This window comes from Flavobacterium sp. ACN2, from assembly GCF_002303885.1.
Lineage (GTDB): Bacteria > Bacteroidota > Bacteroidia > Flavobacteriales > Flavobacteriaceae > Flavobacterium.
Genome location: NZ_MRCM01000016.1, coordinates 55871 through 70876 on the forward strand (window position 1 = coordinate 55871; position 15006 = coordinate 70876).

17 protein-coding genes are annotated in these 15006 nt (G+C 32.5%); 11 read left to right on the top strand and 6 right to left on the bottom strand.

Features of this window, described 5'->3' with window-relative positions; all coding sequences use genetic code 11:
• Positions 1 to 339: 339 nt before the first annotated feature.
• The 3 genes from BSF41_RS17945 to BSF41_RS17955 all read right to left on the bottom strand — a co-directional run bounded on the left by BSF41_RS17945 (position 340) and on the right by BSF41_RS17955 (position 2638).
• Positions 340 to 723 (bottom strand): DUF3037 domain-containing protein, encoded by a 384-nt coding sequence (locus BSF41_RS17945; protein WP_095930881.1) that lies wholly within the window; start codon positions 721 to 723, stop codon positions 340 to 342.
• Positions 713 to 1495: a HipA family kinase gene (locus tag BSF41_RS17950; protein WP_095930882.1), complete on the bottom strand. Its 783-nt coding sequence runs from the start codon at positions 1493 to 1495 to the stop codon at positions 713 to 715. The genes BSF41_RS17945 and BSF41_RS17950 overlap by 11 nt, the downstream gene beginning before the upstream one ends.
• A gap of 294 nt (positions 1496 to 1789) precedes the next feature.
• On the bottom strand, positions 1790 to 2638 hold the full coding sequence (locus BSF41_RS17955) for an NAD(P)H-hydrate dehydratase (RefSeq protein ID WP_095930883.1): 849 nt from the start codon (positions 2636 to 2638) through the stop codon (positions 1790 to 1792).
• A gap of 280 nt (positions 2639 to 2918) precedes the next feature.
• Between BSF41_RS17955 and gcvT the strand changes: the two genes are divergently transcribed.
• From gcvT to BSF41_RS18010, 11 genes are all read left to right on the top strand, one after another.
• A complete protein-coding gene (gene gcvT, locus BSF41_RS17960; RefSeq protein ID WP_095930884.1) occupies positions 2919 to 4001 on the top strand; it encodes a glycine cleavage system aminomethyltransferase GcvT in 1083 nt (360 codons plus the stop codon).
• Positions 4002 to 4200: 199 nt separating this feature from the next.
• A complete protein-coding gene (locus BSF41_RS17965; RefSeq protein WP_095930885.1) occupies positions 4201 to 6237 on the top strand; it encodes a S41 family peptidase in 2037 nt (678 codons plus the stop codon).
• Between the two features lie 284 nt (positions 6238 to 6521).
• Positions 6522 to 7235 (top strand): YebC/PmpR family DNA-binding transcriptional regulator, encoded by a 714-nt coding sequence (locus BSF41_RS17970; RefSeq protein WP_012024626.1) that lies wholly within the window; start codon positions 6522 to 6524, stop codon positions 7233 to 7235.
• A 75-nt stretch (positions 7236 to 7310) separates the two neighbouring features.
• Entirely contained in the window at positions 7311 to 7583 is a 273-nt protein-coding gene (locus tag BSF41_RS17975; protein ID WP_095930886.1) for a hypothetical protein, read from the top strand.
• Between the two features lie 379 nt (positions 7584 to 7962).
• Entirely contained in the window at positions 7963 to 8457 is a 495-nt protein-coding gene (locus BSF41_RS17980; protein WP_095930887.1) for a hypothetical protein, read from the top strand.
• Positions 8458 to 8478: 21 nt separating this feature from the next.
• Entirely contained in the window at positions 8479 to 8868 is a 390-nt protein-coding gene (locus tag BSF41_RS17985) for a hypothetical protein (RefSeq protein WP_095930888.1), read from the top strand.
• Between the two features lie 3 nt (positions 8869 to 8871).
• Positions 8872 to 9444, top strand: a complete 573-nt coding sequence (locus tag BSF41_RS17990; protein ID WP_095930889.1) for an SUKH-3 domain-containing protein — start codon at positions 8872 to 8874, stop codon at positions 9442 to 9444.
• Between the two features lie 67 nt (positions 9445 to 9511).
• Positions 9512 to 9916 (top strand): hypothetical protein, encoded by a 405-nt coding sequence (locus BSF41_RS17995; protein WP_095930890.1) that lies wholly within the window; start codon positions 9512 to 9514, stop codon positions 9914 to 9916.
• Between the two features lie 105 nt (positions 9917 to 10021).
• A complete protein-coding gene (locus BSF41_RS18000; protein WP_095930891.1) occupies positions 10022 to 10228 on the top strand; it encodes a hypothetical protein in 207 nt (68 codons plus the stop codon).
• A 213-nt stretch (positions 10229 to 10441) separates the two neighbouring features.
• Positions 10442 to 10762 carry a hypothetical protein gene (locus BSF41_RS18005; protein ID WP_095930892.1) on the top strand — a complete coding sequence of 107 codons (321 nt, stop codon included), beginning with the start codon at positions 10442 to 10444 and terminating at the stop codon, positions 10760 to 10762.
• A 136-nt stretch (positions 10763 to 10898) separates the two neighbouring features.
• A complete protein-coding gene (locus BSF41_RS18010; RefSeq protein ID WP_095930893.1) occupies positions 10899 to 11348 on the top strand; it encodes a hypothetical protein in 450 nt (149 codons plus the stop codon).
• Positions 11349 to 11443: 95 nt separating this feature from the next.
• Here the strand turns inward: BSF41_RS18010 and BSF41_RS18015 are convergent, their stop codons facing one another.
• The 3 genes from BSF41_RS18015 to BSF41_RS18025 form a co-directional block, all read right to left on the bottom strand.
• Positions 11444 to 12352 carry a LamG domain-containing protein gene (locus BSF41_RS18015; protein WP_172426933.1) on the bottom strand — a complete coding sequence of 303 codons (909 nt, stop codon included), beginning with the start codon at positions 12350 to 12352 and terminating at the stop codon, positions 11444 to 11446.
• Positions 12353 to 12710: 358 nt separating this feature from the next.
• Positions 12711 to 13607 (bottom strand): LamG-like jellyroll fold domain-containing protein, encoded by an 897-nt coding sequence (locus BSF41_RS18020; RefSeq protein WP_095930894.1) that lies wholly within the window; start codon positions 13605 to 13607, stop codon positions 12711 to 12713.
• 351 nt (positions 13608 to 13958) lie between these two features.
• Positions 13959 to 14999 (bottom strand): PLP-dependent cysteine synthase family protein, encoded by a 1041-nt coding sequence (locus BSF41_RS18025; protein ID WP_095930895.1) that lies wholly within the window; start codon positions 14997 to 14999, stop codon positions 13959 to 13961.
• Between the last annotated feature and the right edge of the window lie 7 nt (positions 15000 to 15006).

Sequence of the window (15006 nt, forward strand, 5' to 3'; positions counted from 1 at the left end):
AGACACAAAGACGCTAAGTTTTTTTTAATCTCGCAAAGTCGTAGAGTCGCAAAGTTTTTTTTATAAAGTTTCCATACAGTTTGTCATTTCGACGAAGGAGACTCGAGCGATAGCGAACTGGCGAAGCAAATCTTCGCAAGAAGCTCGACAAAGATTGGCGATATACTTAGTGGAGTTACTCGCGAAGATTTCTCCTTCGTCGAAATGACAATTTTGGGTATACTATATGAAATGAAAAACTTTGCGACTTCGCGCCTTTGCGAGATTTTTTTATGCAATGTCAAACGCACTGTGCGTCTCTACAGAAAACCTTAGCATCTTAGAACCTCAGTACCTTTTTTAAAGCACCAACTCCTCAAACAAGCGCTGAATCGTTTTCTCCAAATCCTGACTCAAACCCGGATGAGGTCTTGAGGTTTGAATGGCCGAACTTCTAATTGCGGTTAACCATCTAAAACGCTCTGGAATCTCAAATTCAGCAATTGGACCGCCGTCTTTTGCTCCGTTGGCGATTTTTACTAACGAAGTCAGGTTACATTCTAATTGTTCGATGTCAAAATCAGAAGAAAGGGCTTGTATTTTTTCTTTATTTAAATGAAACCGAACCTTTATAAATTTGGCTTTTTTACAAAACAAAATGATTCCGATATTCAGGAATTCTTCGCGTTCTACCCTTGGCACAACACGAATCACAGCATATTCGTATAAGTGGTTATCTTGCATTTTGAGCCTGATTTACAAATATTTCTGAATTCTCTAATCTTGTTTTTAAAAACTGCAAATAAACATTTCGCAATCCTTCAGGAGTTTCGTCTGCATCTTCCCATTGCAACCAGTCAAGCGGAATTGTATTGACAATTTCTTCTAAAACTTCTGGGGTTAAAATGGCTTTAAACTCGGCATCAACTTCTTTTAAAAGTGAAGCCTGTGGCAATAAAACGTGATCTTTTATCAACGCAAACGGGCTTTTGGCATGCTGTTCCCAGTTGTTCCAAGAATGATGAAAATACAAACATGCACCGTGATCAATCAGCCATAATTCTTTATGCCAGATTAGCATATTGGTATTTTTGAAAGTTCTGTCTACGTTTGTAATATAAGCGTCCAACCAAACAATTTGTGAAGCCAATTTAGCGTCGACAGTGGTCACAGCAGGATCAAAAGTAATGGCGCCAGATAAGAAATGAAGTGCCAAATTTAATCCTTGGCTTCCTTGAAGTAAATCCTGAATTTCTTCATCGGCTTCTGTTCTTCCGAAAGCTTCGTCAAGATTGGCGAATACTAATTCTGGCAATTGTAATTTTAAGGCTTTTGCTATTTGTCCGCCAACTAATTCGGCTATTAAGGCTTTTACGCCGTGTCCGGCACCTCTAAATTTTAATACGTATTTAAAATCGTCATCGGCTTCTGCCAAAGCGGGTAAAGAACCGCCTTCGCGCAGTGGCGTTATATATCGCATGACGTTTACCGTTCTGAGATCGAAGTTGTTTTTCATTTTTTAAAGATTCTAAGATGCTAAGAAACTAAGTTGCTAAGTCTCTAATCTTGGATGTTACAAACTTAATGATTTTTGATTTTAGATTTTTCCTTTCACGCAGATTCAAAAAGATTTGAGCAGATCTTGGCAGATTTACTCTCATTTTTTGTCATCCTGAGGAACGAAGGATCACACTAGGAGCTCGACAAAGATTGGCAAATTACTTTATGGCTACTGTGCGGAGTTTCTGGTGTGATCCTTCGTTCCTCAGGATGACAAAACGTACAACTAATTATCTAATTGACACATTCTCTAATTCTCTAATTCTAAAAAAGCTTTTCCTAAGTATTTAATAATAGTAGAAGCTGTAAAAGACTCATAACCTGTTTTGGACAAAGCTAAATCGGCTGTTAGTCCGTGGAGGTAGACACCAAATTTTGAGGCATATTTAGGTTCGTAGCCTTGTGCTAGAAGGCTGGTGAGGATTCCAGTTAAGGTATCTCCGCTTCCTGCAGTTGCTAAAGCTGCGTTTCCTGTTGTATTTTCGTATACCGAAGTTCTGTTGATAATGTAGGTTGGTGCGCCTTTCATAACCACAATGACTTTATATTTTTCTGAAAAAGCGATTGTTTTTTGAAATTTCTCAGCTTCTGAATTCCATTTTCCAATCAAACGTTCTAATTCTTTTGGGTGAGGTGTCAGAATCGTGTCTTCTGGAACTAATTCTAACCAAGATAAATTTTCTGAAATAATATTCAACGCATCGGCATCGAGAACTAAAGGCGCTTTATTGACTCTTAAAAACTCAAACAAAGCTTTTTGTGTTCCGAGCTCCTTTCCTATTCCTGGGCCGAATCCAACTGCTTGCGGAATTAATGGCAGATGAATATTGGTTATAAAATTCACATTTTCATCAGTTGCCACCATCACTTCTGGAATGGAAATTTGAAGTATTTGATAACCGCATTTGGGTACAAAAGTTGTTACGAGTCCGCAGCCTGTTTTTAGGCAGGATTTTGAAGCTAAAACCGCTGCTCCTATTTTGCCATAACTTCCGGCAATAATCACCGCATGACCTTGTGTTCCTTTATGTGCTTTGGAATCTATTGGTTTGTATAATTTCAGAATCTCTTCTTTTGTAATTAAATACGATGATTTCATTTGAATACTTTTATATAATAAAATTACGTAAAAAATCGAAATCATGATTGTTCTTTTGAAACTGTTAGCCCTAGCCCTGATTACTTCACCATATTTTTATTTTTATAGGAGTTCAGTGAACTTCGTTTGTAGCGATATCCTTTTTGTTTTTTCTTTAAAAACAAAAAGATATAGCGGATAGCAGGAAATAGCTCCTAATTATTGCGAAATTTATAATTTAAGACATTCAAATTTGATATTTTTTGAATAGATTTGCAAAACAATTTTATAAAACAACACAATGAAAAATACTGCGCTTACGCACATACATGAAGGTTTAGGAGCGAAAATGCTTCCTTTTGCTGGTTATAATATGCCTATTACTTATGAAGGGGTTAATGCTGAACACGAAACGGTTCGTAACAGCGTAGGAGTTTTTGACGTTTCGCATATGGGTGAATTTTTGTTGACAGGTCCAAATGCTTTGGCTTTGATTCAAAAAGTGACTTCAAACGATGCATCTACTTTGACAATTGGAAGAGCGCAATATTCTTGTCTTCCAAATAATGAAGGCGGAATTGTTGATGATTTGATTATTTATAAAATGAAAGAAGAGCAGTATTTACTAGTTGTAAATGCTTCGAATATTGAAAAAGACTGGAACTGGATTTCTTCTCACAATGATTTGGGAGTTGATATGAAGAATATTTCCGAAGACTATTCTTTATTGGCGATTCAAGGTCCAAAAGCGGTTGAAGCTATGCAGGCTTTGACTTCTGTAAATTTATCTGAAATTGCTTATTATCATTTTGAAGTTGGTGATTTTGCTGGAATCGCACATGTAATTATTTCTGCTACAGGATATACTGGTTCTGGAGGATTTGAAATTTATTGCAAAAACAGCGAAGTAGAGCAAATCTGGAATAAGGTTTTTGAAGCGGGTGCTTCTTACGGAATTAAACCAATTGGTCTTGCGGCTCGTGATACTTTACGTCTTGAAATGGGATTCTGTCTTTACGGAAATGATATTAACGACACAACTTCTCCACTTGAAGCTGGTTTAGGATGGATTACGAAATTCACAAAAGATTTCACTAATTCTGAAGCGCTTAAAAAACAAAAAGAAGCTGGTGTTACAAGAAAATTAGTTGCTTTTGAAATGCAAGAGCGCGCTGTGCCAAGACATGATTACGAAATTGTAGATGGTTCTGGAGCAGTAATTGGAATTGTAACTTCTGGAACTATGTCTCCTTCTATGAATAAAGGAATTGGTTTAGGATATGTAACAGTTGCAAATAGTGCGGTTGACAGCGATATTTTTATTAGAATTAGAAAAAATGATGTTCCTGCAAAAGTGGTTAAATTACCGTTTTACAAGAAATAAGTTTTGACTTTATAGTTTAAAAATGCGTTACGATTGTAACGCATTTTTTTTTCTTCAAAATAGGCAAATTCGAGTTAAATTATTTGGTGTACGTTCGTTTAACGATTAAAAACTTTTCATTGTCGATATTTTGCTAAAAAACCTACAATTTGTAAAAAATTTAGTGTAACTTTAATCATGAACCCATGAATTTCCATTTATGAAAAAGATTTCACTACTCCTTTTTTTGCTGACATCAACTATATCCATTGGTCAGAACAGCGCAGAAACTTGTGAAATATTAAACAAAATAAATGCGCTTATTCAAGCAGAACACTTAAGGCCAAAACCCGTTGATGACAGTCTTTCTGTGTTTGTTTTTGACAATCTTATTAACGAACTCGATCCTTCACGCAATATCTTCTTCAAGAGCGAATATGACGAATTGGCTCAGAAATACCGTTACAATCTCGACAATTTAATTTTAAAGAACGACTGCAGCTTTCTTACCGATATTAAAGCTACCTACATCAACGGCCTTTTACGTACTAAAAAAATTTTAGAAAAAATTCAGACCATTCCGATTGATTATACGAAGAAAGATACCATCCGTTTTTATAAAAAATCTTTTGCTTTTTATTTGAAGAAAGAAGACTTAGAAAAGGTTTGGGTAAAAAAACTGCGCTATCAAATCTTAGATGATATTGTTGAAACGAGCGATAATCTCGATTCTTTAAAAACCAATTTTAAATCTATTGAACAGGCTTCTAAAAATCAAATCGTTACAAATGAAATCTGTCGTTTTAATTCGCTAATAGACTCTAATACGAAACAGGAAGAAAAACTATACAATTTCTTCTGTACCTATTTTGACCCTCATACGGCTTATTTTAGCGATGATTCTAAAACGAGTTTTGTTGCTTCTTTGTCTAAAGAACATTTATCACTTGGAATGACGGTAAACCTCAACGAGAAAAACGAAATTATAATCGATGAGGTAGATCCAAACGGACCGGCTTATCAAACAGGACAGATAAAAAAAGGCGATCAGATTATTTCGATTTCCAATCAGAAAGAAACACTTCAGGTTTCTTGTGCTTCTTTGGAGTCTATATCGTCCATGATTTTATCTGAAAATAACAAGCATATTACGCTTACTTTAAAACGCAATTCGGGCAAAAATTTTGATGTTTATATTGAAAAACAAATGATGAAAGATGAAGAAAACTCTGTTTTCAGTTTCATCATTGGCAAAGACAGTAAAATTGGATATATAAAAATTCCGAGTTTCTATGCCGACCTTGATGGCAATAGCAGAAAAGGCTGTGCAGATGATGTGGCGCGCGAGGTTATTAAACTGCAAAGAGATAGCATACAAGGACTTGTTATTGATCTTATAGACAATGGGGGCGGCTCTATGGAAGAAGCTATAAAACTGGCAGGAATGTTTGTAGATTACGGTCCGCTTTCTATTGTAATAGATAATAAAAAAGAGAAATCTGTAATTAACGATCCGTTTAAAGGTGTTATTTATAGAGGCCCAATTGTAGTTTTGGTAAATAGCAATACGGCTTCAGCAAGCGAGTTTTTTGCTTCTATTATGCAAGATTATAACCGTGCGCTTTTGCTAGGAAGCAATACCCTCGGAAAAGCCACAATGCAGACTATTCTTCCGCTTGAAGAAGATAAAAACACGGATTTCTTAAAAATTACAATCAATAAATTTTACAGGATTACGGGCAAAAGTCATCAATATATCGGCGTAAAGCCAGATGTTGTGCTACCTGAATTTTACGAAGATATTTACCAAAAAGAAAGCGACTTTCCTACGGCGATAAAAAATGACAGCATCGAACCGTTCTTAAAATACAAGACGTATGTAAAGCGAAATTTGATAGACAAAATTGCTAAAAACAGCTCGGCGAGATTATCAGACAATTATTTTTTCAATAACATTAAAAAGATTAACCTTAAAATAGATCAGATTGTGAATGCCCCTAAAGCCGAAATTCCAATGACATTAGATTCGGTTTTCAAGCAGAAAAAGACATTAGGTGCACTTTGGACAGAGATCAATACTTTTAATGATGAAAATAATCCGCTTGATGTGTACAATTCTAGCGTTAATCAGTTTCTTCTAGGCGCTTATCCAAATGATAAAACGATTAATCAATATCAAATGGACAATCTTAAAACTAATCCGTACCTCAACGAAGCCGTAAATATCATTAATGAATTTAATGGAATTAGTAAGTAATGGTTTTGTTTCAGGTTTCAGGTTTCAGGTTTAACCGCAAAGTGCGCAAAGGTTTACGCAAGGTTCGCAAGGTTTTATTTATATAGCTTTGTAAACTTTTTTTATTTTATAACTTAACTTAAAAATTTCTTTGTGTGCTTTGCGTAAACCTTTGCGCACTTTGCGGTTAAATTCAACACAACCTAAATAACTTGAAACCTGAAACCTGAAACAAAAAAGAACAATTTTGTTTTTGTAAAAATTAGGAAAACCTTATTTTTGCATCACAAAACTAAAAATTAGAAATGGGAAGAGCGTTCGAATTTAGAAAAGGAAGAAAAATGAAACGTTGGTCTGCAATGGCCAAAACGTTTACCAGAATTGGTAAAGATATCGTAATGGCTGTTAAAGAAGGTGGACCAAACCCAGATGCCAATTCTAGATTAAGAGCTGTTATACAAAATGCGAAAGCTGCCAACATGCCTAAAGACAATGTGGAGCGCGCGATTAAAAATGCAAGTAATAAAGATACTGCCAACTATAAAGAAATTTTGTTTGAAGGATACGCTCCTCACGGAATTGCAATCTTAATTGAAACTGCTTCTGATAACAATAACAGAACTGTAGCTAATATTCGTAGTTATTTCAACAAATGCAACGGAACAATGGGAACTCAAGGTTCTGTTGAGTTTATGTTTGACCATACTTGCAACTTCAGAATTGCAAAAGACGGTATCGACGCTGAGGAATTAGAATTAGAACTTATCGATTTTGGTGCTGAAGAGGTTTTTGAAGATGAAGACGGAATCTTAATCTATGCTCCTTTTGGAAGCTTTGGTGCTTTACAGAAAGAATTAGAAAACAGAGGTCTTGAAATTTTATCTTCTGGTTTTGAGCGTATTCCGCAAATCACTAAAGAATTAACGGAAGCTCAAATTGCTGATGTTGAGAAATTGATCGAGAAAATCGAAGAAGATGATGACGTAATGAACGTTTATCATACCATGAAAGAAGAATAGTCTTTCTATCAAATATATTAAAAAAGCTCTGGATTTTTCTGGAGCTTTTTTTTACCCTAAATACAAATTCGTAAAATGATGAATTCTTATTTTAATAAATTTCAGGATGGAATATTTGTAATTATCAAATTAGACAATAAGCCATCTATTTATTTTGGAGAAAATTCATGGTGGCTTTTAGACGATTGGGAAAATGAAATTCTGAACAATAAATACTTACAAGAAATAGAACCTTTAAAAATTGAATTTGAAAGTATTTATAATGCATTTAAAACCGAATATTCCAATTTAAATAAAAGCACTTATAATAATTTTCTTCCAAGTTTGTACATTGATTTTGACCCATAAAAAGCTTTATAGCAACTTCTTTGATCAGTCTTTAGAAAATAGAATTATGGAAGGCTGGAAAGGTATTTTTATAGAAAATCAAGTTCAGTTTTTAGAACTGATTCCTGAAAATTACAAGTATTGGAAATATAAAAATTAAAATTTCTAAAACTTTTCCTGTTTCAATTTATTTGGGCTTTAGTTTCAAATAAAAAATTATATTTGCTACTATCAGATATAAACTAACTTAAATCTTCAATTATGCAATCATCAAAATTTATGAAATTTGCTGTAATAGCACTTGTAATCTTATTTATTGTGATTAGTGTTATTAGCTAAAAAAAAAATATAAGTCTTTTGATTTTCAGAAGACTTTTTTATTTCAAGACAAATTCCCTAAATGAAACTAATAGAAAACTTCTACTGCATTCAATCTGTAAATTTTGAAAACGATATTGAAGGAATAAGTTCAATAAAAACCGAATTGATAAGACCTTCCATAAAAATATTAGAAGTAGAATATTCAGAGAAAAAAAACTATAGAAAAAGGTTAGTTGGCGATTTATCTGGAGATTCTCATGAATATTTTTCATTAGAAGAATTATTGTTTTTATCCAAAACATACGGATTTGAAATCGAAGAGAGCATCTATTCTAAAGGATATTATTACAGCGTTTTAAAAATACATAAACTATATGATGTTCCAGGCTATATTACTTTAATGGAATTGGATGAAAAAGAATATCTAATGATTGAATTTAACCGTTGGCAATTTGATTATCAGCCTAGAGGAGCCGGAGAAGATAGTTTGGGCGAAGATGTAACTTATATTCTTGGCATTTGGGAATCTCCATTACTGACAGATGAAATAATTGCAAAAATAAAAAAGCGATAATTAAAAGTCAGACTACTCATTATGACCAAAATTTCAATTATAAAAAAAATACAATTAGGTGGCGAAAGATCGTTTCCAATTGAATCTCCTGATTCTGAAGTATATTTTAATTTCTACTGCGGAAATGGAGGAATAAAGCATGAAGCTATTATCTCTTTTAAAAACTCTAATTTTTTAAGCTCATTAATCGAAACTGGTCTGATAACAAATCATGATTTAGCCCAAAACAATATAGTTAAACTAGAATATTTGGAGGATCAAAACGCAGTATTTTCATTTAGGTATCAGATTTGTAATTTTAAAGATTGCCAGAACACTTATCTTTTAATTTTTGATGTTCATGAAAATAGAGGTTATTATGGCTTTTTTATACATAGAGTTTTACAGATAGAAAAAATAATTATTGAATAGTTTATGGATAAAAAAGAGCTTTTTAAAGACGCACTTATCAATGCAGGATGGTATGAAGGAAGAAACATAAAAGACGAAATTGAAAATACACCTCTTTATAAAATGTTTCCACCGAAAATTCAAGATTTTTATTGTGAATTTGGCGGTCTGACCCTTCATGCTGAAAATAAACTAGAAACAATGACTATCGATATAGATCATTTTAGCAATCTAAAAGTTGTAGAATACTATAATTTTAAGATTTATAGAATAAATGATGAAATTGATTTTAAAAAGGATAATCTTGAGTATTATTATTCAACATTGATTGGCAGACCATTGTATTATGTTGCCGGATTAATCGAAAATAACACAGTCCATATGGATGAAAATGGCAATTTTTATATCATAGACTTTATACCCCAATTTACCTGGGTTTCAGATAATGCTTTTGAGGCTCTTGCCAAAATAGTAATAGGTTCAGCATATATGTACATTTTTAATGAGCATACTATGAAATGGATGCCTCCTGTTGGAAAAGAATTACCTCACCCTCTGCCTATTAACCCATTGTTTAAAGATAATCCTTGGGGTTAAAAACTTTTGAATATGAATAAGATTCGTTTACATTCGAAAAAATTATAAAATACCTCATCGCAGAACAATGAATTTAAAAAACGAATTAGAAAAAACTTTCAATTACCTTTTTTTTGACGGCTTAAAACTGTATAAAGTAGCCAATCAATACTATGATTGGTTTAGTTCTGATGATTACGCTATTTGGAGTAATTCGTATGTAGAACTAAACAATAAAAGAATTTATATTATTAAAGAAAATGTGAAGGTATTATCGACCTTTAGATTCTATACTAAGGAAGAACTCGAATCAATATCTTCAAAATATAATTTTCAAATAAAAGAAGAAAATGGAGTTTATTATGCTTTTACAGAAACTTCCAGTTTTAGACAATTTGAAATTTCAGAAAATGATGAGCTAATTGTTATTTACTGTACCAATGGAAGTTATGCGCCTGAAAGCATTTTCATTTATGGAGTTTATGAAAAATAAAAAATGATCATAAATTATTTGAACTCATTTTAAACTAGGCCTAAAGATAGCTAAGGGTAACATTTCGATTATATTTGCAATACCTCAAATAATTAAAACTAAAAAATGCAAACATCAAAAATCACCCGAATTGCTGTCGTAGCACTAGTCCTTTTATTCTTAGTATTAAGTGTAATTAGCTGCAGTACACATACACACGTTCATAACCACCCTGCTCCATCTGGTAAAAAAATGCCACCAGGACAAGCCAAAAAAATGCATGGAGATAAAAGTGCAAAAGCTTACGCTCCAGGCCAGCAGAAAAAGAGATAATTTACAAGCCTTCTGAAATTCAGAAGGTTTTTTATTTTTATCTCAATTTTAAATAACTTCATCATTCCTATTCAAAAAATTAAGAGGAAGTTTATATATTGGATATTATATATTTTTATTAAAAGAAGTTTGAATTAGAGAATTCAAAGAACAAACTAATTATACTTTCAATATAAATGAATACTTTTAAAAGACTATCTAAATAATTTTGATATGATAACTTTAAAATATAAAATTAAACCAACTATTTATTTTGAAGACAAGGAACTTTGGATTTTTAATAATGAAATTCTAGAAATGTCCTTTTCTATGATAGAGGATGGCATTACAAGCTGTAAACGAGTAATGAATGGAGAATATCCACAAATGTCATGGGGTCTGGAAGTATCCGAATTATTGATAAATAAAGAAATGAGCACTTTGGAATATCACGGAAAATTTGTAGCAGAAATACCAACAGCAGAGATTTGTGAAATGCTAGAAAAATATCGAGACAAATTAAAAGAATATCAGAGTGAAGAAGGTTTAATATAAGATTTTTAAAAAAAACTTTCAAACTTTATCAACGAGCGAAGTACTTATGCCTGATGCCCATAAATGATTTACAGGTAAATACGAAAGACAGCTCCAATTGCCCAAAAAACACACAAAAACCTGCAGAAGAATAAAAATGAAAAAACTGTTAGCCTATATTACATTAGTCTTTGCTATTGGTGGATTAATTTCTGAATTAACACATAATTTCAGGGATCTCAAATTAATATATTATAATTTGGATCCAGCTAAATATTATGAAAAAGATAAATTATACATTTATAAGATAGAGAATAATAATTCCTCCAATTCAAGCGGATCTAATTCTTGGTATTATGGTGTTTTAGAAAAACAAAAAATAAATGAAAACATATACTATTCTACTTCTTATTTAATGGAAAATACCTCGCTAGATACAAAGGGACAATATTTAAAAGTGTGGTATTGCAAAAATGTAAACAAAACTATATTACGAGATACAAATGAACTACAACCTACAATTTATATTAAAGGTATAATTATTTATGCACTGATTTTACTCATAATTCCTTGTCTGATTTCTATTTTAAAAAAAAGTAAAAGTTAAACAGCTGTTCTTAAATCTCATTTCTTTAAATTCTCAAAACGAAAATGAAGGCTACTTAATTAAATGTAACAAGGATATTACACAAACCTTAACAATTATTTCTTAGAACCATTAATAACCTTAATCAAATAAGTTCCTTCTGGTAAATCAGTTATATTAGAGGCATTGGCACTCATTATTTGCTTTCCTTGTGAGAAAACCTCAATAGTTTTACCACTTTTATTGGTTTCTGCTGAAGTCGCGGGAGCTGCAGTCTTTACAGGCATAGCTGTTGCAACAGCTTTTTTTGATGCATTTGAAATTGCGGGACTTGAGACTGGTATGCTTTCGGTTACCGGAGCACCACTTGGTTTGGAACTATTATACGCTTCCCTCACCTGTTCGTCTGTCATGGCAACACTATACAATCTTAAATCATCAATATCTGCATTGATGCTCGTTGAGGTATTCAATTTTCCAAGATTTAAAATATAACCTTTTGCTGCACGCTGAATTCCTTCTGCAGATTTTAGCAATTCGCCATTTCGGTAGATTTTAGAAATATTTCCATCATAAGTAATACTATAAAAATACCAAGTTTCTTTTACTAAAGGCACAGAAACAATTACATTATTTGCGTCTCCCCATCCTACCAAACTTACATCTGCGCTAGATCCTACTGCTGGCTGCTGAACTAATCCAAAGTATTGCCCGTTTACGGCATTACCATATCCTAAAATATAATTAGGAATGTTGACCGCATTAAATTTTACCCAAACCGATATTGTTTTTGGTTTATTATCTTGTGGAAGCTCTCCTACCACAGCCTGATACCCCTTATTTACAAGTCGTAAAGCACTTTTAGGACTTCCCATTCTATCGTTTACAAAAAGCGGTGTGCCTAAAAATGAAATGGAGTTATCGGCACTGTTTAAATTTCCGTTGAAATTAAACTCCTGCACCGGATTTTGCGCATTGGCAGTTAAAAAATTTACAAACAATAAAGTGAGTAATATTTTTTTCATAGTAGTAGCTTTTATCAGAATAGTTTTGGTTTAAGGCAAATAGCAACTGACTGTAAAATTTAAATTCTTTAGATTTTGCAGTTCTAAAATTTCGTTTATTATTTTTAGAAAATTTGTTAAAACTATAATTAAAATTCAGCATCTCCAAACAATTCCTACACACAAATGCATAATTCTCACAAAAATACTTTTACCCATCAAACACCTTTCTTTTACAGAATATTTGAAGTGCTACAGAGTTATCTATCGAACAAATTAAAAAAAGCCTTCTGAACACAGAAAGCTTTCCTTACTATTCCAAAAACCCAATTGCTTGCGCAATAAAAAAACTAACTAACATTTAAAAACTAAAAAACCTTTATTTAGAAGTAATTTTCTTTGACGGAGTGCTGGTAATTTTTAATAAATAAGTCCCTTCTGGAAGATTGCTAATATTTGCCGCATTACTTCCTACTATTTTTTGTCCTTGCGAATAAATTTCAACTGTCTTAGATGCACCACTTATATCGCTTGAACTAATAATCGTCTCATTTGCAGTTTTTGCTTTTACGGCCGTTTTTGCCGTTTTTGTTTCTACAGAAGTCGCAACCAAATTAGTTGCTTTTTCGCTTTCATATAATCCTGTTACCTGCTCTGGCGTTAAAGCTACATCGTAAATCTTTAAATCGTCTATATCAGCATTTATTCCAACCATTGTATTTATTTCGCCCAATCTAAAAATAGTACCATTAGTAGATCTGGCCATACCTTCTAAATATTTCAATAATTTGCCATCTCGGTATATTTTAGAGGTAGTTCCTTCATAAGTAATGGTATAATTGTACCAAACACTTTTTTCTAGAGATGTAGACACAATAACATCATTAGAAGCTCCCCAAGCTGCTAAACTCAAATCGGAGTTAGAAGTAGTGGTTGCTTGATGTAATAAGCCACAGTATTGAGCATTTAACGGATTTCCGTACCCCCAAATATAGTTTGCGTTTGAAATATCATTGAACTTAACCCAAATACTAACTGTTCTTGAGCTTTTTCCTTGAGGGAGATTGTCAATTACAGCTTCTAGAGCTTTATTATTCAATCGCTGAGCTCCTTTTAAAACTCCAGCTCTGTCTGCTACGAAATTGTTGGTACCGATAAACGAAGTGGTGTTTGCAGTATTATTTAAAGTACCATTAAAGTTAAATTCCTGAATCGGTGTTTGCGCATTCACATTCAAATAACTTACAAACAATACTGTTAGTAGTATTTTTTTCATAATAGTAGATTTTAGGGATTAAACAACTATGTTATTTTAATACCCCTAAACTATATTATTATGGTCTCGAGCTAAAATATTTCCGACAACTTACCTAAATACTCGTTAAAATAACGTTTTTTAAGCATTTCATCTATAAAAAGTCATTTTTTAAAAATCAAAAATTTCATTAAAACTTTAAATTAAATTTATTAATCTTAATAATTTCCTACGTATAAATACGGTACAATCAACAAAATAATAAATTTTAACTTTTACACTTTTGTTCACTTACGGAAAAAGAAGCCAACAAAAAAAACTCCATTCGAAAATTACGAATGGAGTTTCTATATTAATATAAAGTACTATATATTACTTTACGAATTCAATTTTTTGAGCTTCTTCTTCATTAACACTATCAAAGAAACCTTGCTCGTTCATCCAGTCATCGCTGAATACTTTACTCATGTAACGAGAACCATGATCTGGGAAGATAGCAATAATATTACTTTCTTTTGTAAATTCTCCTTCTTCAGCATATTGTTTAATAGCTTGCATTACTGCTCCAGAAGTATATCCAACAAATAAACCTTCTTTTCTAGTAATCTCTCTAGCAGAGTGAGCACTTTCTTCGTCTGTTACTTTCATGAACTTATCAATAATATCAAAATCTGTAGCCGATGGGATTAAGTTTTTACCAAGACCTTCTATACGATAAGGGTAAATTTCTTTGCTATCGAATTCTTTTGTCTCATGGTATTTTTTCAATACAGAACCAAAAGCATCAACTCCTAAAATTCTAATATTTGGATTTTTTTCTTTTAAGAATTTTGCAGTTCCAGAGATAGTTCCTCCTGTTCCGCTGCAAGCAACTAAGTGCGTAATTTGTCCTTTTGTTTGTTCCCAAATCTCTGGACCTGTAGTGTTGTAGTGAGCATCAATATTTAATTGATTAAAATATTGATTAATGTAGACTGAACCTTTTGTCTCTTCGTGCAAACGTTTTGCTACATTATAATAAGATCTTTCATCATCTGCAGAAACGTGAGCCGGACAGACATACACTTTGGCGCCTAAACTTCTCAACATGTCAATTTTATCTTTAGATGATTTTGAACTTACAGCCAAAATACAATTGTAACCTTTAATAATGCTTACCATTGCTAAACTAAATCCTGTGTTACCAGATGTTGTTTCGATAATGGTATCTCCCGGAGATAGAATTCCTTTTCTTTCGGCTTCTTCAATAATATATAGTGCTATTCTATCTTTTGAGGAATGACCTGGGTTGAAAGCTTCTACCTTTGCGTAGAAATTTCCTTCTAACTCTTCGGTAATTTTATTTAGCTTAATAAGGGGGGTGTTTCCTATTAACTCTAAAACATTATTATAAGCAGTTATTTCTTCTTTCATAAAAAAA